Genomic DNA, 19028 nt, shown 5'->3' on the forward strand with positions numbered 1-19028 from the left:
GATGACGGCGAGCGCGGCGCAGCCCCCGCGACCCGAGTCCGCCGGCGAGTCCTCGGCCGAGCCGCCTGCCGGCGCCCGCACGGACCCGGCGCCGCCGGCGTCCGGCGAGCCCGCCGCCGCACAGTCCGACGCCGCACAGCCCGCTGTCCCGGAGTCCGCCGTCCCGGAGCCCGACAGCCCCGAGTCCGCCGTCCCGGAGCCTGACAGCCGAGAGCCCGCCGCCCCCGAGCCCGCCGCCCCCGAGCCCGCCGCCCCCGAGCCCGCCGGCCCCGAGCCCGCCGGCCCCGAGCCCGCCGGCCCCGAGCCCGCCGGCCCCGAGCCCGCCGGCCCCGAGCCCGCCGGCCCCGAGCCCGCCGGCCCCGAGCCCGCCGGCCCGGGGCCTGAGCCGGGCATCGGCGACGTGGCCGCGGCGGCGGCTGCCGCGCCGTCCGGGGCGGGACCGAGGCCTCGCGGGATGCGGCTGAGCCGGGCGGTGACCCTCGTCCTGCTGGCCGCGCTCGGCTTCGGCGGGGTCGTCGCGGCGCGTTCGGCGGACCCCTCGTTCTCCCTGGCCACGGCCCGCCCGGACGAGCTCGCCGCCAGCCTCGGCGCGATCGGCGCCGAGGATCGGGCGCTCGCGTCGCAGGAGGCGCGCCTGCGCCGCGAGGCAGCCGGCGCGGGTGGGGCGGCATCGCCCGGGGCGTCGCCGGCACCGGGCGGGAGCTCGGGGCCGGGCCGCGGGCCGGGGGCCACAGCGGATGCGGCGTCGGGCGCCGGGGCCGGCGCCGGTGCCGCTGGCGGGGCGGACGCCGAGCGTGCGCGGGCCGACGAGCTGGCGATCCTGGCCGGGACGGTGCCGGTCGGCGGGCCCGGGCTGGAGCTGACCATCCGGGACCCCCACCGGGCGGTCGACGCCTCGGTGCTCGTCGACGCGCTGCAGGAACTGCGCGACGCGGGCGCGGAGGCCATCGAGATCGCCGGGGTGCGGGCGATCGTGTCGACCTACATCGCCGACGAGCCGGGGCACGGGCTGATCGTGGACGGGACGTCGGTCGCCGCGCCGTACGTCCTGCGGGTGGTCGGTGATGCCCACACCCTCGACCAGGCGCTGCGGATCCCGGGTGGGGTGCTCGATACGGTAGCGGCGCGGGACGGGGCGCAGGCCAGCGTCCGGACCTTCGGGCACCTGGAGATCCGTGCGCTGCGGCCCGCGCCCAGTCCCCGCTACGCTCGCCCGGCCGGATAGCTCCGCCGCCGCGCGGGTCGTCTGGCGACGGGGCCGGCTCCACGGCTCCCGCCGGCGCTGGTCGGAGTGATGCGGATCAAGGGGAGGCGATCTCCGGTGTACCCGGACGACCTGAAGTACACCCGTGAGCACGAGTGGATCCGGCTCACCGGGAGCACGGCCCGGGTGGGCATCACCGCCTACGCGCAGGAGGCGCTGGGCGACATCGTGTTCGTGCAGCTGCCCGAGGTCGGCACCACCGCCGCGGCGGGGGAGCCCTTCGGCGAGGTCGAGTCGACCAAGAGCGTCTCGGAGATCTACGCGCCGGCCGGCGGTGAGATCACTGCCTGCAACGAGGCGTTGGTGAACGCGCCCGAGTTGATCAACTCCGATCCGTACGGGGACGGCTGGCTGGTCGAGTTCACGTTCACGGACACCGGCGCCCTCGAGGGTCTGCTGGACGCCGGCGAGTACACGGAGCACGTGAAGGAGCACTGACGGTATCGGCTGTGTCCCGATGGCGGGCGGTGGGTGACGCCACGCCGAACAACACGGGTCGCACCCTTTTCACGAGCGTGCCCCCGATGCACTAGCCTCGGGGTGCACCGGGGCACGGTCGTGGACGGCCCAGCCGTCGGCATGTGATCATCCCGGTGGTGGGGGTGGGCTGAGGACGTCTGGCTACCACCATCGCAAGTGCTGGTAGAGACGTTCCCGCCGCCTGTCCGGCGGCGGCCGAGGCGGCTGGCGAACCTCGCTCACGCGGGGTCCCGGCAGGAAGCGGACGCGACTGTGTTCTGCACGAGGTGCGGACAGCAGAACCCGTCCGACGCGCTGTATTGCGCGCGGTGCGGGTCCCCTCTGGTACGTCCGGGTGAGCCCGTGGCGCCGGAGCGGCCCGCCGAACAGACATCGACGCTGAATCTGGCCGCCGCGCTCTCCGGGATCGAGGGCGATCACGTCGACGAGTCGACGGAGCGCGACGCCGTCGCCGCCGTCGACGCGCTGCCGCCCGGTTCGGCGCTGCTGGTCGTCAAGCGCGGGCCGAACGCCGGCAGCCGGTTCCTGCTGGACGCCGACATGACCACCGTCGGGCGTCATCCCGAGAGCGACATCTTCCTCGACGACGTCACCGTCTCGCGCCGGCACGCGGAGTTCCACCGCTCGCCGTACACCAAGGGCTTCTCGGTGCGCGACGTCGGCAGCCTCAACGGCACGTACCTCAACCGGGAGCGCATCGACTCCGCCGAGCTGACCAGCGGCGACGAGGTGCAGATCGGGAAGTTCCGGCTGGTGTTCCTGACCGGGGCGAGCTACGGGGGGTCAGCGGCGCGGTGAGCGGGAGGGACCCACGGTGAGCGGCTTCGCTGCGGCGTCGCCGGCCCCGCGCCCGAACGGGCCCGGTCGGGACCGGTCCGGTTCGGGCGCGAAGGTGCTCAACATCGGCCAGGTCCTGGAGCGGCTGCGGGCCGACTTCGCCGACATCACCCTGTCGAAGATCCGTTATCTGGAGGCGGAGGGGCTCGTCGAGCCGGCTCGTACGAGCGCGAACTACCGCAAGTACTCGGCCGACGACGTGGCCCGGCTCCGGTACGTCCTGCACGCGCAGCGGGAGCGGTTCCTCCCGCTGCGCGTCATCAAGGAGGAGCTGGCCTCCCTCGACCGCGGGGAGACGCCGGTGCACCGCCCCGGCCCCCGTGCGGTGCCCCCGCATCCGGCTCCTGGCGGCCTGGACGCCATCCTCGGGGTGGAAAGGGTCAGGATGTCCCGCCGGGAGCTCCTGGCGGCCGTGGGGCTCGACGAGGAGGAGCTGGCGGACCTGGAGCGCCACGGCCTGGTCGCCCCGATCGCGGGCGGCGGGTACTACGACTCCGACGCCGTGGTCGTCGCGCGCACGGTCGCGCTGCTCGCCGGGCACGGCGTGCAGGCCCGGCATCTGCGGGCCGCCCGGACGGTGGCCGATCGTGAGGCTGGTCTCATCGAGGCCGCCACCGCTCCGCTGCGGGGCCAGCGCGGCTCGGACAACGCCGGGCGGCAGGCGGAGACCGCCGATGAGCTGGCGGCCTTGCTGGTCCGGCTGCATGCGGCCCTGCTGCGGTCCCGGCTGGCGGCCGGTCGGTCGAGCTGACCGGGTGGTCGGGGCCGGGGCCGAAGTGCCCTGCCGGGCAGCGGAACCGGTGGGCGCGCTGACGCCGGGCGGATGCGGGGATACTGTCTCCCCTGTGGGGTTTTCTGGCTCCGGTCACATCATCCCGCCCTGCCCCACCTGCGCGAGGAGGTAGATCGGTGCATCGGCTGGACATCGTCGGCGTGCGAGTCGAGCTTCCGTCGAAGCAGCCGATCGTCCTGCTCAAGGAGGTGGGCGGTGAGCGGTATCTGCCCATCTGGATCGGCGCCGTCGAGGCGACCGCGATCGCCTTCGCCCAGGAGGGCATCACGACGGCTCGACCCATGACCCATGACCTGATGCGGGACGTGTTGCGGGCGCTGCAGACGGACCTGACCCGGGTGACGATCACGGACCTGCAGGACGGCGTCTTCTTCGCCACCCTCGTGTTCGGCAACGGGGTGGAGGTCTCCGCCCGCCCGTCCGACGCGATCGCGCTGGCGATGCGGATGGGGGCGCCGGTCTACGGCGTCGAGGCCGTCCTGGCGGAGGCCGGGATCACGGTCCCCGAGGAGCAGGAGCAGGAACAGGAGAGCGAGCTGGAGAAGTTCCGGGAGTTCCTGGACACGATCTCTCCCGAGGACTTCAACACGCCCGGCTCCTGAGCCCGCCTCCGCCCCGCGGCGACGAGCTGCCGCGGGGCGGCGTCAGCATGCCTGCGGTCACCTCGGCGCCGGTCCCCGTCCCTGCGCGCCCTTGACCTGCCCTTTCAGCAGCTTCACGGCGGCCCTCGTGGCGCGGGTGGCCCGAACCGGGTGCCCCGTCGGGGGGATGGAGGCGCGCGCCGCACCCCGTTCGCGGGCCCACCGCACCCCGTTCGCGGGTCCACCACGCACGGGGGCGGGTGTGGTCCCGCCCGGGCCGGACCGCGGGCTCCTTTCCCCTGGCCTGGTGGGTTTCGGCGGCCCTTCGCTCCGGGCGGGCGGGCCCGGTGTGGGACGAGTCCGGCCATGACCGCTCCGATGCGATTCCTTTTTGTCCGATCTGGCCAGTGATGTCCGCTGGACTACGGACACGCCGGCTTAGATCATTGAAGGAACCGCACGTCGCTCCTACGGTCGGAGGAACCCGATCCCGGAGCTCGTGGCCGCCCGTGCCCGTGGTGGACGCGTCAGCGGACGAACGTGCTCCGGCACTGACCCTTGCCGGGGAGGTGGTGACGGCGGTCCGTGCCCGGACCTGTGGACCCGCGCCGCGGGAGGCCGGGGCGCGTGCGTCGCGCGCGTCTCGGGCCGGTCCGGGGTCACGTCGCTCGATGGCGACGTGCCGGCCCGCTCGCTCGCGGGCCGGCGGTGGGTGCCGGTGCGGGCTGGTGGCGTCTGGTCGGGACGATCCGGACGTGGCCGTGGAAGTGACTCGACCGGGCTGGGCGTCCGGGATGGCGGGACCGGGTGACCGGCCGCCTGGACCGACCCGGATCGATCCGGAGGATGGGGCTGGCATGGCGGCGAAGTGCGTACGACGATGATCGAACAGGGCCAGCTCTTTCCGGACGAGATCCCCGAACCTCCTGGGGACGATGTCGGATACCGCGGGCCGACAGCATGTGCCGCGGCGGGCATCACCTACCGCCAGCTCGACTACTGGGCGCGGACCGGCCTGGTGGTCCCCAGCGTCCGCGGCGCGTCCGGCTCGGGCAGCCAGCGGCTGTACTCCTTCCGGGACGTCCTCGTTCTGCGGGTCGTCCGCAAGCTGCTGGAGGCGGGCGTCTCGCTGCAGAACATCCGGGTCGCCGTGGAGCACCTGCGCACCCGGGGAGTGGACGACCTGGCCCAGCTCACCCTGATCAGCGACGGCTCGACCGTCTACGAGTGCACCTCGGACGACCAGGTGATCGATCTGGTCCGCGGCGGCCAGGGGGTGTTCGCGATCGCGGTCGGTCGGGCCCTGCGCGACATGCGCGGCCAGCTCGCCGAGCTGCCCTGCGAGCGCCCCGGCCAGCCGCCCGCCACCCACCCGGGCGACGAGCTCGCCAGCCGGCGCACCCGGCGCAGCAGCGCCTGAGCCCCGCCGCGCGTTTCCCCCGGACGCATGAATGTCCGGGATTTGTCGGCCGCGGATTATGTCGGCATCGCTTTTCGCCGATTTCCGGCGAGGGCGAGCCGGTGCGCCGCTGATGGGCAGGAGTCCGGCAGGGGCTGGGCCCGGACAATCACGGGAACTGTCGGTGGGGTGGCATACGGTCCGCACTGTGGCAGACGAACCCGCGGTCCTCGCCGAAGGCCTGCAGAAGAGTTACCGGGGCAAACCGGCGCTGGCCGGGCTGGACCTGCGGGTCGCCTCGGGCACGGTCCACGGCGTGCTCGGTCCCAACGGCGCCGGTAAGACGACGGCGGTCCGCATTCTGTCGACGCTGCTGCGCCCGGACGGCGGGCGGGCCCGGGTACTCGGCGTCGACGTCGTGCGCGAGCCCGACGTGCTGCGGGCTCGCATCGGGCTGACCGGCCAGTACGCCGCGGTCGACGAGCGGCTCACGGGGCTGGAGAACCTGGAGATGTTCGGCCGGCTCTACCGGCTGCGGGCCGGCGTCGCCCGGGCCCGCGCCCGGGAGCTGCTCGACCGGTTCGACCTGGCCGACGCCGCCGGCCGCCAGACGCGCACCTATTCGGGTGGGATGCGCCGCCGGCTCGACCTCGCCGCCAGCCTCATCATCAACCCGCCGGTGCTGTTCCTCGACGAGCCGACCAGCGGCCTGGATCCGCGCAGCCGGGCCGCCCTGTGGCGGGTCGTGGAGGATCTGGTCCGCGACGGCACGACGGTGCTGCTCACGACGCAGTACCTGGAGGAGGCGGATCGGCTCGCCGACCGGATCTCCGTGATCGACGGTGGCCGGGTCATCGCGGAGGGCACCGTCGACGAGCTGAAGGCGCGCATCGGGGGAAGCCGGCTCGACCTCGTCCTCGCCGGGGACGATCCCGCCCAGGTCGAGGCGGCTCGGGCCGTGCTCGACCGGTTCGGCACGGGGCCGGCGACGGCCGACCCGGCGACGCGGCGGGTGGGCGTGCCGGTGGCGGGCGCCGGCGTGCTGTCGGACGTGGTCCGGGCGCTCGACGAGATCGCCGTGCGGATCGACGACGTCGCCCTGCACCGGCCGTCCCTGGACGAGGTCTTCCTCAGCATGACGGGTCGCAGGGCCGGCGGTGCGCAGCCGGCCGTGGCCGGCTCCGCCGTCCCGGCCGCGCGCGACGGCGCCGGCCGCGGCGGCGACGATCGGGACGAGCGGACGGTGGCGGCACCATGACCATCCTGGACACCGGCGACCCACGGGCGGGATCCGTCGAGCTGGTGCCCGTGCGCCGCGGGTCGCTGGCGTGGGCGGTCATCGACGCCTGGGTCATGGCGCGGCGCAACCTCGTCCAGACCTGGCGGATCCCGGAGCTGACCGTCTTCGCGACGGTCCAGCCCGTCCTGTTCGTGCTGCTGTTCACCTACGTCTTCGGCGGCGCGATCAACGTCGGCGGCGGGCTGGACTACGTCGACTACCTGATGCCCGGCGTGTTCACGCAGACGGTGATCTTCGGCGCGATGGTCACCGGGCTCGGCCTGGCGGAGGACCGCCAACGCGGCCTGATGGACCGGTTCCGGTCGCTGCCGATGACCCGCTCGGCGCTGCTCACCGGCCGGACCCTGTCCGACCTGCTGCGCAACGCCTTCATCATCGTGGTCATGCTGGCGGTGGGGCTGGCGGTCGGGTTCCGGTTCGGCGACACGACCGTGCCCGCGGTGCTCGCCGGGTTCGGCCTGATCCTGCTGTTCTCCTACGCGTTCTGCTGGCTGTCCGCGGTGATCGGCCTGTCGGTGCGCAGCGCCGAGGCGGCCCAGTCGGGGGGCTTCGTCTGGATCTTCCCGCTGGTCTTCGCGAGCTCCGCCTTCGCGCCGGTCGCGACGATGCCGGGCTGGTTGCAGGCGTTCGCTCGCCACCAGCCGGTGTCGGTGACCATCGACGCCGTCCGGTCGTTGTTCCTCGGCGGCCCGGTGTCGTCGTCGCTGCTGCAGTCCCTCGCCTGGTGCCTGGGCCTGCTGGCGGTGTTCGCGCCGCTGGCCGTCGGGATCCACCGCAGGTCGGCGTCGGGCTGAGCCGAGCCGTGCCGTCCGGCATGCGGTGCCCCGACCGGTGCCTGCCGTGCCGTGGTCGGCTCAGGTGCGGCCCTCGGACTCCTGGGCGTTGCCCAGGGTGGCCTCGTAGGCGAGCCATTCGGCCCGCAGCACCGGCCAGCCGTCGGCGCGCAGCAGGTCCACCACGGCGGGGTCGTCGTCGACCACGACGGCGACCTGCCGTCGCGCGCCGAGCTGGCGCAGCTCGGCGCGCTTGAACACCCGGGCCGGGCGGCGGTCGTCGTCGGGGCGCATCCGCAGCTCCCCCAGGGGCAGGCCCTGCTCGCCCAGCCAGCGCCAGGTCGCCGCCCGCGACCGTTCCGGCCGGCCGGTCAGCCATACCACCTCGTGGTCGCGGGCGAGCCGGTGGACCAGCTCGACCCCCTCGGCCAGCGGCGGGTCCGCGGGCGCCGCGGCGAAGAACGCCTCCCAGTCGCCGGGGCTCGCCCGCAGGAACCGCAGCCGGTGACGGACGTCGGCCACCACCCCGTCCACGTCGATGACCGCGAGCGGCCGCTGCTCCGGCACCATCGGCTCCCCCCGACCGCCGGCTCTCGCCGCGGCGGAGTCGGCCGGGCCGCCGGGCGGTGAGCCGCCCACCGTGCCGCCGGTCCGGTCGGCCGTGCCGCCGGTCCGTTCGGCCGTGCCGCTGGTCCGGTCGGCCGTGCCGGCGATTCCCGCCGCTTCAGCCGCGTCCGTCACCTGGATCCCCTTCCCGCGTGGCCATCGACGCTGCGCGCCCCCGCCGGGCGGCTCGTCGACGACCCGCCGGGGACGTTGCCCTCGCCCGGCCATTGAACACGCGCCCGGTGCCGCATATCGGTCCCGGTCGTGCGCTGTCTGCCGGATCGCCTCGAACATCGCACCTTCCACCCCGTCGTGGGCGCCACCCGTCGCGGGCCGCGGCGGCCCTGTCATGGTCATGGATCGGCGAAACCGGTTCGACGCCTCGCGACGGTGTCGGGTGGCCCACAGGCCGCAGCGCGCGGACACCCGACCGATCGGGTCCGCGCTGGCGGGCGGGGGTGGTCTCGGCGTCGTCCGTGCGGTGGCGGCGGGTGTGATCCGGGTCCGAACGGCCACGTCGGCGCCAGGTGAGTCGCTAGCGTGGCCATGGTCAGCATCCGGTGCCGCTCGGTGACGGCGCCACCCCCACGGCCGCCCGGCGGGTACGCCGGTTCGGCCGGTCGGCGGGTTCTGGGATGTTTGCTCCCTCGGACGTGTCATGGTCGTCGGGGGAATTGGCGTCGCCGGGTGCCCGACGCGGCGGCGGTCGCCCGGCGCTCCCGGTACTCCCGGTGTGGTGCGGAGATGGTGTGGGGAGGTCGACGATGTCGGGTACCCGGCGGGCGCGCACGCTCGTGGCCGGTATTCAGTCCTCGCTGGGAGCGGCGCTGGCTCTTGCCGACCGGCTGGAGGAGCAGGCGGCCGAGCTCGAACGCGGCGGAGCGCCGGCCGCGACCACGGCGGCGCCGGGCGCCCCGGGGCGACCGGGCACGGCGACCGGGTCGCAGGGCGTCGACGCCGAGCTGGCGCAGGCCAGGATGATCGCTCGCAGCGGGGCCCGTGGTTTCGCCGGTGCCTCCTGGGCCGCGCCCGACTGGCGGCACGGCCCGTTCGGTGCCGCCCCCGCCGCGGCGGGTGGCGCGCGCGGCCGCTTCCGCCCGGGCCTGTGGCAGGTCGGGCAGGTCGTCATCCCGCCGGACGAGCCCGGCGCGCCGCACAGCACGGTGCCGCTGGCGGTGCCCCTGCTCGACGGCCGCAACCTGCGGATCGAGACCACCCCGGCGCGGCGCGCCGCCGCGGTCGATCTCGTCCGCGGGCTGCTCACTCGGATCCTCGCCGCGGTGCCCGCCGGCCGGGTCCAGCTCGTCGTCTACGACCCGCACGAGCTCGGCGCCGGCCTCGCGGGCTTCGCGCCGCTGCGGGCCGCCGGCGTCGCGTCGGCCACCATCACCACCCGGGCCCGGCTGGAGGAACGCCTCGCCGAGCTGTCCGCCGAGGTGGGCCGCATCACCGTCGAGCGGCTCGCCGGCCGGTTCGACTCGCTGCGCGAACGCGAGGACGCCGGCCACGGCCGGCCGGAGCCGTGGCTGCTGCTGGTGCTGCTCGGCGATCCGCGCCTGTACGAGGAGGGCGCCCGGTCGCTGGCGGCCGTCGCCGCGCAGGGGCCCGCCTGCGGCGTCCACGTCCTGTCCATCGTCCAGCTCGTCCCGCAGCCCCACCCGGGCGGCCTGGACGCCGGCGACGACCTCGACGACGTGACCCCGCCCGATCCCGACTTCGAAGATCCGCGCCCGGACGAGGCGGCCGACTCGGTCGCCGAGGCGCTGCCGAACTCGGTGGTGTTCACCGCCGTCGAGCTGCTCGCCGACCGCCCGGACTGGCGCGGTGCGCAGCCCGGCCTGTGGCGCACATCGCTGACCGGCCTGCTGGCCGTCCAGCTCGACCCGCCGCCGCCGGCGGCTCTCGTCACCGCCGTCACCAGGCAGGTCGCCGACGCGGCCGCCCGCGAGGCGTCCCGCCCCCCCGGCATCGCCGAGCTGCTGCCCGGCGCCCTGTGGGAGTCCGACAGCGCCGCCGGCATCAGCGTGCCCGTCGCCCAGGGCCCCGACGGCCCGGTGCGGCTCACCTTCGACGACGACACCGTCCACGCCCTCGTCGGCGGTCAGGCCGGCGCCGGCAAGTCGACCCTGCTGCTGGACATGGTCTACGGCATCGCCGCCCGCTACGCCCCCGACCAGGTCCGCTTCCACCTGCTGGACTTCAAGGAGGGCCTGGAGTTCGCCCAGTTCGCCGCCGGGGCCACCGACCCGTTCTTCCTGCCACACGCCGACACCGTCGGGATCGAGAGCGACCGTGAGTTCGGCGTCGCCGTCCTGCGCGCGGTCCGCGAGGACATGCGGCGGCGCTCGGTGGCGATGCGCGCCGTCGGCGCGCGGGACCTGCGCGGCCTGCGCGCCGCCGACCGCAGTTCCGCCTGGCCGCGGGTCCTCGTCGTCGTGGACGAGTTCCAGGTGATGCTCACCCCGATGGACGCCATCGCCCGCGAGGGCGTCGCCCACCTGGAGGTCCTGGCCCGCCAGGGCCGTGCCTACGGCGTCCATCTGCTGCTGGCCAGCCAGACGCTGTCCGGCATCGACGCCCTCGACTCCACCGCCGGCAAGCGTGGCTCGATCTTCGGCCAGTTCGCGCTGCGGGTGGCGCTGCGCACCTCGATCTCGGAGTCGCGGGTCCTGCTGTCCACGGCGAACGAGGCCGCGGGCGCGCTGTCCGGCGTCGGCGAGGCGATCGTGAACCGGCGCAACGGCCATCCGGCCGGCAACGAGCTCGTCCGGGTCGCCTTCCCCGACCCGGACGTGATCGCCCGGCTGCGGGACCGGCTGGCGACCACCACGGCGCGCAGCCTGCCGTCGGCGCCGCGGCCGCGGGTCTTCGTCGGCCACGCCCCGGCGATCCTCGACGACAACCCGGTCTACCGCGCGTTGGACGGGCGCCCCGCGCCGCCGGCGATCGAGTCCACGGCCGCGCCGATCGGAGACGACCAGCCCATCGCGATCGGCGCGTACCCCTCCGCCGGGTCGGCGTCCCTCGCCCCCACTCCCGACCGGTCCGCGTGGCCCGGCGCCGCCACGTCCGCCGCAGCGATGCCCGGGGTCGGGATGCCCGGGACGGAGACAGCCGGGGCCGAGCTGCCCGGCGTCGAGCTGCCCGGCGTCGAGGTGGCCGGCAGCGCGATGCCCGGCGTCGAGGTGGCCGGCAGCGCGATGCCCGGCGGCGACCCGCTCGCACTGGTCGGGGTGCCCGTCGACCTCGCTCCGGCGGCGGTCGGGGTTCGCCTCGCCGCCTCGCCCGGGCGCCATCTCGCCGTGCTCGGCCCGCTGCGCCGGGAGGCGGTCGGCATGGTGCAGGCGGCGGCGGCCAGCGTCGCCGCCCAGCTCCCGGCCGGCGGCCTCGTCGCGGAGATCGTCGCCGCGGAGCCGACCGCGCTCGGCGCGGCGGAGATCCTCGCCCAGCGGATGCGGCGCGCCGGCCACCCCGTGCGGGTCGTCGACGTCACCGGGCTGCGCGCGGTGCTGGCCGCCGCCGCGGACGCCTGCCGGGCCCGGGAGGAGGCGGCGCTCGCCGGCGCCGGCGGTCCGTTGCCGCCCCTGCGGCTGGTGGTGGTGTTCGCGATGGACGCCGGGCGGGCCGCCCTGGAGGTGCGTGATCCGGCGTCGCGCCGCACCGGCCTCGACGATCTGCGCACGGTCACCCGCCGTGGCCCGGCTACCCGCGTCCACCTGGTCGGCTGGTGGCGCGGGGTGTCCCGGATGGCGGAGGACCTGGGGCCGGTGAACCGGGACGACATCGCGGCCTGGGCGGCTGCGGGCGTGCCGGGCAGTGACCTGTTCGCCCTCGCCGGCCACCGCCCGGTGGCCGGCGGGACGATGCCGAACCGGGCGGTGCTGTTCGACCGGCACACCCAGTCCGAACCGCGCACGGTGGTGCCGTTCGCGCCGATGGTGCGGGGGTAGGCCGGTGGCGATCGGGCAGGAAGATCCAGACGGCGCCGGCTGGGCGGGTGCCCGCCGCGAGGCGGGGCGCGCCCGGCCGGCCGGAGCCGGGGGAGAACGGAACGCGATGATGGCGGGAGCTGAGCCGTTGGACCCCGAGGCCTGGTCCATCGCCGGGTCGTGGCAGCGCGGCGCGACGGCGACGCCGGACCCGCCCGCGATCACGGCCGTACCCGCCCCGGGCCGGCCGCCCGCGACTGCCGACCCCGATCCCGACAGCGATCCCGATCCCGGTCTCGGTCTGGGCCCCGACGATCCGCTGCGGGCGGCGATGCAGTACCGCCGGCTGCTCGGCGCCTCCGACGCCGCCCGCGCCCGCGCGGACCGGGACGCCTACCAGCGACGTCAGGGCGGCCGCGCGCAGGCGCGCCGGCACCGTGAGGCCGCCGCCGACATCCGGGCCCGGGTCGAGAGCGTCTGGGCCCAGGTCGCCGAGCCGCTGGCCCAGTACGGGCTCACCGACCTCGACCAGCTCAGGCCGGCCGCCGCCGAGCCCGCGGTCGCGCTCACGAAGAAGGCCGCCCCGCGTCGCGGCGCCGACGCGCCGGCCCAGCGGCGGGCCGGTCGGCCGCTGGCGAGTTCCGGACGGGACCTGCGCGGCGGGCCGGCCGTCGGCGATGCCGCCGGCCGCGAGGGCCGCCGGCCGGCGGGCGACGGGCGCGAGGCGCGTGGTGCGGGCCGGTCGGGGCGCGAGGGTCGGTCGGGGCGCGGGGAGCTCGGCGCCGTCGGGCAGCCGGCGGCGACCGCCCCGGTCGATCCGCGTACCGCTCCCCGCCAGGCCTACGACCTCTGCCTGGAGGCGATGAGCAAGGCCGCCGAGCTGCGCGCGGTCTCCAAGGCCGCTGGTTCGGCCTCCGCCGGGCTGATGACCGCGCTCGCCTGTCTGCTCAGCCTCGTGTTCGTGGGGGTGCTGCGGGTGTTCACCGAGGCGCCCGGGCTGCCCTGCATCATCGGCGCGGCGGTGCTCGCGGCGGCGCTGGTGGCCGTGGCGGCCGGCTCCGAAGACGGGGTGAAGGCGGTGTTCCGGGCAGGCATGCTGGGAGCGGGCGCCGCCGCGGTGGCGGTGCTCGCCACGTTCCGGCTCGCGCCGATGGCGCCGGTCGACGTGGCCGCCGCGTTGCTCGCGCTCGCGGCCGCGGCCCGGTTCGGCCTTGGGCTCGGCTCGGGCGTCGAGCAGGCGCCGGCGTCCGGCTCGCGGGCCGGTGGCTCCAGGAAGGGATGAGGACGGGTGTCAGGCACGATCGCCGACGTCAAGGCGCAGCTCGACGAGGCGTTCCGGCGCACCGAGGAGGTCGCCGGCCAGCTCGAGGGCGCGCTGAGCATGATCGAAGAGGCGCAGGCGATGGTGATCGCGGCGACCGACGGCAGCGAGCATCGGGCCGTCGAGCAGCTCACCAGTGCGCTCGTCGAGACGCGTGACACATTGCAGATGTCGCTTGCCTCCCTGGGCTCGGCCGTGCAGGAGGTCCGGGACTACCGGGACGGCCTGTAGCCCACCTGTCGTGATCGTCGGCACACTCGATGTCGCCGGGGACGGCCGCCTCTCCACAATGGTGGTACGTGTTGGTTACGGACGGAAATCGCGTCGGTGGCAACAGTGACCAGATGAAGGTCTGGGTAACAACGCTTCAGGCACCCCGCAACGCGGTGCATCCGAAAGCGGGGCTCACTACAGTCCGGATTGTCCCCGTGCGCCCGGGCGCCCGAGCGATCAGGGGCACCGGACGCCGAGTACCGCCCGTGACCAGGAGGCTGCATCCGCCGTGTCGGACTTCATCCCCCTCGACCTGCCTCTCGTACTCCTGTCCAACCGCGGTCCTGTCAGCTTCGACCGGGACGCCTCCGGGCGCACCGTGAACCGGGGCGCGGGGGGCCTCGTGTCCGCCCTGTCCGGACTCGCCGAACACCTCGACGACGCCGTGTGGGTCTGCGGCGCCGCCGGCGAGGAGGACGCCGCCGTCGCGGCGGAGAGCGCGGGCGGGTCCATCCTCGTCCAGACGCAGCCCCAGCCCCACGTGGTGGACGGCGAGCCGGACGGCCCGGCGATCCGGGTCCGTCTCGTCGTCACCGACCCGACCGCCTACGCCGACTTCTACAGCGTGTGGTCCAACCCGATCCTCTGGTTCATCCAGCACGGCCTCTACGGCCGGTCGCTCGCGCCGGTGCTGACCCGGGCCGAGCACGACGCCTTCGAGAACGGGTACGCGGCGGTCAACCGCGCCTACGCCGACGCGGTGGTCGACGAGGTGCGCGCCCGCGGGGGCAAGGCCCTCGTCCTGCTGCAGGACTACCACTTCTACCTGGTCGCCGACTGGGTGCGCGAGCAGTGCCCCGACGTCGTGCTCACCCACTTCGTGCACATCCCCTGGCCGGGCCCGGACGAGTGGCGCATCCTGCCCGGTGACATCCGCGAGCGGCTGCTGCGTGGGCTGCTCGGCAGCGACGTCGTCGGCTTTCACACCCGCCGCTACGCCCGCAACTTCGTCCTGTGCGCCCAGGAGCTCCTCGGCCTGCCCGTCGACCTGGAGAAGCTCACCGTCACCGTCGGAGACCGGGTCGTTCGCGCCCGCTACTACCCGATCTCGGTCGACGCGGCCGCGCTCGACGCCACCCAGGCGTCGGAGGAGGTCGCCGCGCACATCGCGATGCTGCGCTACATCTTCCTCGACGACGATCGCCAGCTCATCCTGCGCGTCGACCGCACCGACCCGAGCAAGAACGTGGTGCGGGGCTTCCTCGCCTTCGGCACGCTGCTCGACCAGCATCCCGAGCTCGTCGGCAAGGTCAGCTTCCTCGCTCTGCTGCAGCCCAGCCGCACCGACGTCCCGGAGTACGCCGACTACATCGCGCTCATCGGCGCGCTGGTCGCCGAGATCAACGCCCGGCACACCAAGGAGGGCCGCCAGCCGATCGACCTGCGGATGGTGGAGGACTTCCCGCTGGCGGTGGCGGCCTACTCGATCTGCGACGTGCTGATCGTCAACGCGATCGCCGACGGGATGAACCTCGTCGCGAAGGAGGTGGCGGTCGTCAACCGCCGCGGCGGCGTGCTGGCCCTGTCCGAGATGGCCGGCGCCCACGAGGAGCTCGGCGAGTTCGCGGTGACCCTTCAGCCGTTCGACGTCCAGCAGATGGCCGACGCCCTCTACACGGCGCTGACGATGCCGATGGAGGAGCGCCACCGCCGGCTCGCGGCCGCCGCCGAACAGGTCCGCACCCACGACGTCCGGCGCTGGCTCGACGACCAACTCGTCGATCTGCGCCGGATCGCCGGGTTCATCTGAGCCGCCATGGTGCCGGGATGAAGGCGCGATGGCGGCGGGACGGGGTCGGACGGGCTGGCGGACCGCGGGCCGAAGGACCCGGTGCGGTCCGGATATCACCCTGCCGACCCGCCCGCCCGGACGGGTCGGAAGAAGGGGCGAATGCACATCGGCCCCGGGCATCCGCCGTCGGTGTTCGCAGGTAGTCTCGCAGCGGGAACGAGGCGCGTCGCGCCGCCGGCCGGCGGCGCGATGACAGGGACAGGAGTGGACGTGAGTGAGACCGGTCACCACAAGGCCAACACGGGTTCGTGGCTGGCGGTGCTGCTGCTGATCGCGGGCTCCGTGATCGGGTGCTTCGCGCTCATCCTTGCCTCGGTGCCGCTGTGGATCGTCACCGCCGTGCTCCTGGTCGGCGGCGGCATCATCGCCCTGGCCTCCCGGATCATGGAGCAGGCGTACTGATCCCGGCGAGCCGCAACCCCGGCGGCCTGCAACCCGGCGAGTCGGGCGGTGCCCGGCGCGCTCAGCTCGAGGCGGCCGGGGGGTCGGCCTGCGCACGCAGCGCGCGGGGAGTGACGTAGGAGACGAGCCGGGTCGAGTCCTGGCCGAGCTCGGCCCACCGCGACACGGCAAGGTCCTCGACCGCGAGCGCGGCGGTGGGAAAGGTGGGGATCCGGAAGCGTTCGTCGGGGGCGAGCAGGGCCACGGCGAGCGTGTGGATACCCGGGTTGTGCCCCACGAGCAGGACGCTCGGCACCCCGTCGTCGACCTCGTGCAGCCGTTCCAGCAGGGCCTGTGCCTCCGCCAGGTAGAGCCGGTCCTCGACCAGCACCGGCACGCTCGCCGGCAGCGCCTCGGCGATGCCCTCGACGGTCTGCCTGGTCCGCAGGGCGGCGGAGCACAGGATGAGGTCCGGGGCCAGCCCGTTGTCGGCGAGGTGGCGGGCGATGAGCCGGCAACCGCGGCGCCCGGCGTCGGACAGCGGCCGGTCGACGTCCGGCAGCGATCCGTCGGCCCAGTCGGACTTGGCGTGACGCAGCAGCAGCAGCCGGCGGGGCGGCCTCACCCGGCACCACCGAGCAGTCTGATACCGCGCGTGGAGAACATGAGGTCACCCGCATTCCGTGCATGGCCGTGGATGGCCGTGTAGCGCTGTTCTGGAATGCGGAAATGTACCAGCCAGGAACCTTGACGGCGAACGGCCCGGCCCCGCGTGGGGGTCGGGCCGTTCGCCGTCAGCAAGCGTCGAGGGTCAGCTCGCGACCGAGGCCGACAGCAGCAGGCGGTCGGCGAACACCAGCGCGTCGTCGGCGCTCAGGCGGCCGCGGGGAACGACGGTGGCACGCTCGTCCGAGGTCAGCCCACCCCACACGCCGTGCTCCTCCTGCCGGAAGATCGCGGTGGCCAGGCAGGGACGCTGCACCGGGCAGTCCGAGCAGATCTTGCGGGCGCGGGTCTCGGCGGCGGCGCGGGCCTTGGTGTTACGGCCGTCCGGCGGGAAGAACGCGTCTGGGTCGCCGTCGCGGCAGGCCGCGTCCTGGCGCCAGTAGGCGGGCCAGCCGGCGCCGAACGGCTGCGGCGGCAGGTCACGACCGGGAAGAACGGGTACCCCGGCGCTCATCGGGCATCACCGCAGACGCAGAGGCACGCGGCGAACAGGAAGATGGGTGCGGCGGAGCTTCTGGCAGATAGCACGCTGGGCTGACTGGGCATACCGTCTCCTGCTGACGTTGCAAAGGCGGACACATGCTTTTGCAGACCGCCAAATCCGGCGTAGCGCGACACCCCAGACAGGCAGGTCAACCTTGTTGCGGCGAGAAGCCCCCTGGGGCTCCGGGAGGAATCCGCCGACGGCGCCATTCGCGTGGCTTACCGGGGGTGGGCTCCGCTCGGAAACGATCCCGTCTCGTCTCGTTAACCGAGGAACGTAGACGTCTCTCGACCGGATAGCAAGGGTTCCGGAACGCGGACGTCCGGAGTGCTCCCGCGGGCCGTCAGGAGGCGCGCCGGGAGGCCGTACGGGCGATCCGCGGCGACGCGAGCCCACCTGAACGATCGTGGCCGGACTGGCGGCCGCGGGCGGGGCGAGGCTGTCCGTCAGGAGAGAGTCGCTGGTGGGCAGCGGAAACGGGCGCCCGGGAGATCGCTGTCCGGTGGCCGACAGGGAACACGGGAGTCCCCACCGAGAGGACTACGATCGCCCACTCGGCGCCGCGCGCGGCCGCGTTGCGGGCAGATGACGAACGGGGGAACCCCGTCCGGGGGGCGCTACCGAGCCGGATTCGGCCGCGAAATGTGCGCAGAACCACATTCGGCGCCTTTGCTGATGCACGGGCCGCTGGTGGGGCCCGGGTACGCGAAAAGTCCCGGTGGCGTACCACCGGGTGGGGCGGTCGGCGTCGGACCGGTCACCCACCGCCGCGGATCGGCAGGCCCGCGGCGGCCCAGGCGTGGTATCCGCCGATCACGTCGGTGGCCCGCCGCAGGCCCAGCTGGCGCAGCGCGTCGGCCGCGAGGCTGGAGGTGTAGCCCTCGGAACAGATCACGATGACCTGCAGGTCGTCACCGGTCGCGATCGGTAGCCGGGCGTCGCTGGTGGGATCGAAGCGCCATTCGAGCACGTTGCGCTCGACGACCACGGCGTCGGGGATCTCGCCCTCGGCGGCCCGTTGGGCGGCCGGCCGGATGTCGACGAGGACACTGCCCGAGCCCTCGGCCAGTGCCTGCGCCGCCTCGGCGGGTTCGAGGCGGCGCAGCCGCGAGCGGGCCGCGGCGAGCATCGCGTCGATCCTGCTCCCGCCGGTGGTCACCGGGCGGCGCCGACGGCCTCGGCGTCCCGCCCGGCCGGGACTGCGGATGCCGGGACTGCGGATGCCGGGACTGCCGGCGTCGGCGCGAAGCGCATCGGCAGCTCCGGCGGGGAGTACGCGTGGATGGTCGTGGCGACCACCTGCCCGCGGTTGGCGACCCGGTGCACGTGCTCCGCGCCGAACCCGACGGACGATCCGGTCAGGTGCTCGCGGACGCGCGTGATCGTCCAGTTCCGGTCGTACCGGTCCTCCTCGACGCGGCCTTCGGCGACCGTCATCGCCCCCAGCGCGCCGCCGTGGTCATGCACCTCGGTCTGCTGCCCCGGATACCACCCGATCAACCACACCTCGACCGTCGCGGAGAGCAGCAGCCGGGTGTACCAACGACGGTCGGGACGGTGGTGGATCACCGGGCGCCAGATCTCCGGCACGCCGGCGAAGGCCGCGGTCAGGTCCCGCAGGGTCGCCAGCTCGACGGTGCCCGGCTCGTCGCTGAGGCACTCGGCCGGCAGGAAGGGCGCCGCCCGCAAGGGGGCCGCCCGCCATGGTGCCGCCCGGAAAGGCGTCGGCAGCGCGGGTCCGGCGTGACGGGCCGGGTCGGCGACGAGCGCCGGGTGCAGAAGAGGCACGGGGGACTCCCAGGGCGGTGGAGGCGAACGGTGCCACCGGGTCGGCCGGGAGAACGGCGGCCGGCGGGGGCGGGTATCGCGCGGGCGACCGTCCGCCCCACCGGGGACGCCGCGAGCCGGGCGGCGGGCGGGGCACGCTCACGGCAACGCGTGGGGGGCGGTCGGCCGGGCCCGGCGCGAGGCGGGACCGGAAGGCGGCGGCGGACGGGGCTGGGCGCGCACCGATCCGCCGGCGACGACATGGCCAGGCGGTGACGGGACTCGTCAGTCAACCCACCCGGGTGGGAACCCGGCGCGGGAG

18 protein-coding genes are annotated in these 19028 nt (G+C 74.8%); 13 read left to right on the forward strand and 5 right to left on the reverse strand.

The features are described 5' to 3' along the window. Nucleotide 1: 1 nt before the first annotated feature. From FRAAL_RS34750 to FRAAL_RS09940, 8 genes are all read left to right on the forward strand, one after another. Nucleotides 2-1225, forward strand: coding sequence for a DUF881 domain-containing protein (locus FRAAL_RS34750; protein WP_083866743.1), 1224 nt, complete (start codon nt 2-4; stop codon nt 1223-1225). Between the two features lie 96 nt (nt 1226-1321). Further along, nucleotides 1322-1702 carry a glycine cleavage system protein GcvH gene (gcvH, locus tag FRAAL_RS09910; protein ID WP_041939094.1) on the forward strand — a complete coding sequence of 127 codons (381 nt, stop codon included), beginning with the start codon at nt 1322-1324 and terminating at the stop codon, nt 1700-1702. Nucleotides 1703-1996: 294 nt separating this feature from the next. Continuing rightward, a complete protein-coding gene (locus FRAAL_RS09915; RefSeq protein WP_009739506.1) occupies nt 1997-2542 on the forward strand; it encodes an FHA domain-containing protein in 546 nt (181 codons plus the stop codon). 16 nt (nt 2543-2558) lie between these two features. Next, entirely contained in the window at nt 2559-3332 is a 774-nt protein-coding gene (gene ftsR, locus FRAAL_RS09920; protein ID WP_011603439.1) for a transcriptional regulator FtsR, read from the forward strand. A gap of 158 nt (nt 3333-3490) precedes the next feature. Continuing rightward, a complete protein-coding gene (locus tag FRAAL_RS09925; protein ID WP_009739504.1) occupies nt 3491-3976 on the forward strand; it encodes a bifunctional nuclease family protein in 486 nt (161 codons plus the stop codon). Between the two features lie 859 nt (nt 3977-4835). After that, nucleotides 4836-5375 (forward strand): MerR family transcriptional regulator, encoded by a 540-nt coding sequence (locus tag FRAAL_RS09930; protein ID WP_041939095.1) that lies wholly within the window; start codon nt 4836-4838, stop codon nt 5373-5375. Nucleotides 5376-5562: 187 nt separating this feature from the next. Further along, on the forward strand, nt 5563-6612 hold the full coding sequence (locus FRAAL_RS09935) for a daunorubicin resistance protein DrrA family ABC transporter ATP-binding protein (protein ID WP_011603442.1): 1050 nt from the start codon (nt 5563-5565) through the stop codon (nt 6610-6612). After that, entirely contained in the window at nt 6609-7448 is an 840-nt protein-coding gene (locus tag FRAAL_RS09940; protein ID WP_011603443.1) for an ABC transporter permease, read from the forward strand. Before FRAAL_RS09935 ends, FRAAL_RS09940 begins: the two co-directional genes overlap by 4 nt. 60 nt (nt 7449-7508) lie before the next feature. Here FRAAL_RS09940 and FRAAL_RS09945 read toward each other — a convergent pair whose 3' ends face one another. Next, a complete protein-coding gene (locus FRAAL_RS09945) occupies nt 7509-8168 on the reverse strand; it encodes a phosphatase domain-containing protein (RefSeq protein ID WP_157734445.1) in 660 nt (219 codons plus the stop codon). Between the two features lie 629 nt (nt 8169-8797). Between FRAAL_RS09945 and FRAAL_RS09950 the strand changes: the two genes are divergently transcribed. The 5 genes from FRAAL_RS09950 (at nt 8798) to FRAAL_RS09970 (ending at nt 15750) form a co-directional block, all read left to right on the forward strand. Beyond that, nucleotides 8798-11983: an FtsK/SpoIIIE domain-containing protein gene (locus FRAAL_RS09950; protein WP_041939096.1), complete on the forward strand. Its 3186-nt coding sequence runs from the start codon at nt 8798-8800 to the stop codon at nt 11981-11983. 4 nt (nt 11984-11987) lie between these two features. Next, nucleotides 11988-13244: a hypothetical protein gene (locus FRAAL_RS09955; protein WP_157892029.1), complete on the forward strand. Its 1257-nt coding sequence runs from the start codon at nt 11988-11990 to the stop codon at nt 13242-13244. Between the two features lie 6 nt (nt 13245-13250). Next, the gene (locus tag FRAAL_RS09960) at nt 13251-13514 is read left to right on the forward strand and encodes a hypothetical protein (protein WP_009739496.1); all 264 of its coding nucleotides are present in this window, start codon (nt 13251-13253) and stop codon (nt 13512-13514) included. A 271-nt stretch (nt 13515-13785) separates the two neighbouring features. Further along, entirely contained in the window at nt 13786-15306 is a 1521-nt protein-coding gene (locus FRAAL_RS09965) for an alpha,alpha-trehalose-phosphate synthase (UDP-forming) (RefSeq protein WP_011603448.1), read from the forward strand. Between the two features lie 252 nt (nt 15307-15558). After that, the gene (locus FRAAL_RS09970) at nt 15559-15750 is read left to right on the forward strand and encodes a hypothetical protein (RefSeq protein ID WP_308203131.1); all 192 of its coding nucleotides are present in this window, start codon (nt 15559-15561) and stop codon (nt 15748-15750) included. Between the two features lie 61 nt (nt 15751-15811). Here the strand turns inward: FRAAL_RS09970 and FRAAL_RS09975 are convergent, their stop codons facing one another. The 4 genes from FRAAL_RS09975 to FRAAL_RS09990 form a co-directional block, all read right to left on the reverse strand. Beyond that, nucleotides 15812-16354 carry a SixA phosphatase family protein gene (locus tag FRAAL_RS09975; RefSeq protein ID WP_011603450.1) on the reverse strand — a complete coding sequence of 181 codons (543 nt, stop codon included), beginning with the start codon at nt 16352-16354 and terminating at the stop codon, nt 15812-15814. A 186-nt stretch (nt 16355-16540) separates the two neighbouring features. Continuing rightward, the gene (locus FRAAL_RS09980) at nt 16541-16909 is read right to left on the reverse strand and encodes a WhiB family transcriptional regulator (RefSeq protein ID WP_011603451.1); all 369 of its coding nucleotides are present in this window, start codon (nt 16907-16909) and stop codon (nt 16541-16543) included. Between the two features lie 787 nt (nt 16910-17696). Beyond that, complete coding sequence (locus FRAAL_RS09985) at nt 17697-18068, reverse strand: rhodanese-like domain-containing protein (protein ID WP_011603452.1); 372 nt, start codon at nt 18066-18068, stop codon at nt 17697-17699. Between the two features lie 26 nt (nt 18069-18094). Beyond that, nucleotides 18095-18727: a cysteine dioxygenase gene (locus FRAAL_RS09990; RefSeq protein ID WP_157734446.1), complete on the reverse strand. Its 633-nt coding sequence runs from the start codon at nt 18725-18727 to the stop codon at nt 18095-18097. Between the last annotated feature and the right edge of the window lie 301 nt (nt 18728-19028).

The sequence above is a fragment of the Frankia alni ACN14a genome (genome assembly GCF_000058485.1).
GTDB lineage: Bacteria > Actinomycetota > Actinomycetes > Frankiales > Frankiaceae > Frankia > Frankia alni.

What these genes read in the sequence shown, in the direction of transcription:
- FRAAL_RS09985 (WP_011603452.1), bottom strand. Translation starts at nt 18,068, where the DNA reads ATGCTCGCCGCGGCCCGCTCGCGGCTGCGCCGCCTCGAACCCGCCGAG.
- FRAAL_RS09950 (WP_041939096.1), top strand. Translation starts at nt 8,798, where the DNA reads ATGTCGGGTACCCGGCGGGCGCGCACGCTCGTGGCCGGTATTCAGTCC.
- FRAAL_RS09940 (WP_011603443.1), top strand. Translation starts at nt 6,609, where the DNA reads ATGACCATCCTGGACACCGGCGACCCACGGGCGGGATCCGTCGAGCTG.
- FRAAL_RS09980 (WP_011603451.1), bottom strand. Translation starts at nt 16,909, where the DNA reads ATGAGCGCCGGGGTACCCGTTCTTCCCGGTCGTGACCTGCCGCCGCAG.
- FRAAL_RS09930 (WP_041939095.1), top strand. Translation starts at nt 4,836, where the DNA reads ATGATCGAACAGGGCCAGCTCTTTCCGGACGAGATCCCCGAACCTCCT.
- FRAAL_RS34750 (WP_083866743.1), top strand. Translation starts at nt 2, where the DNA reads ATGACGGCGAGCGCGGCGCAGCCCCCGCGACCCGAGTCCGCCGGCGAG.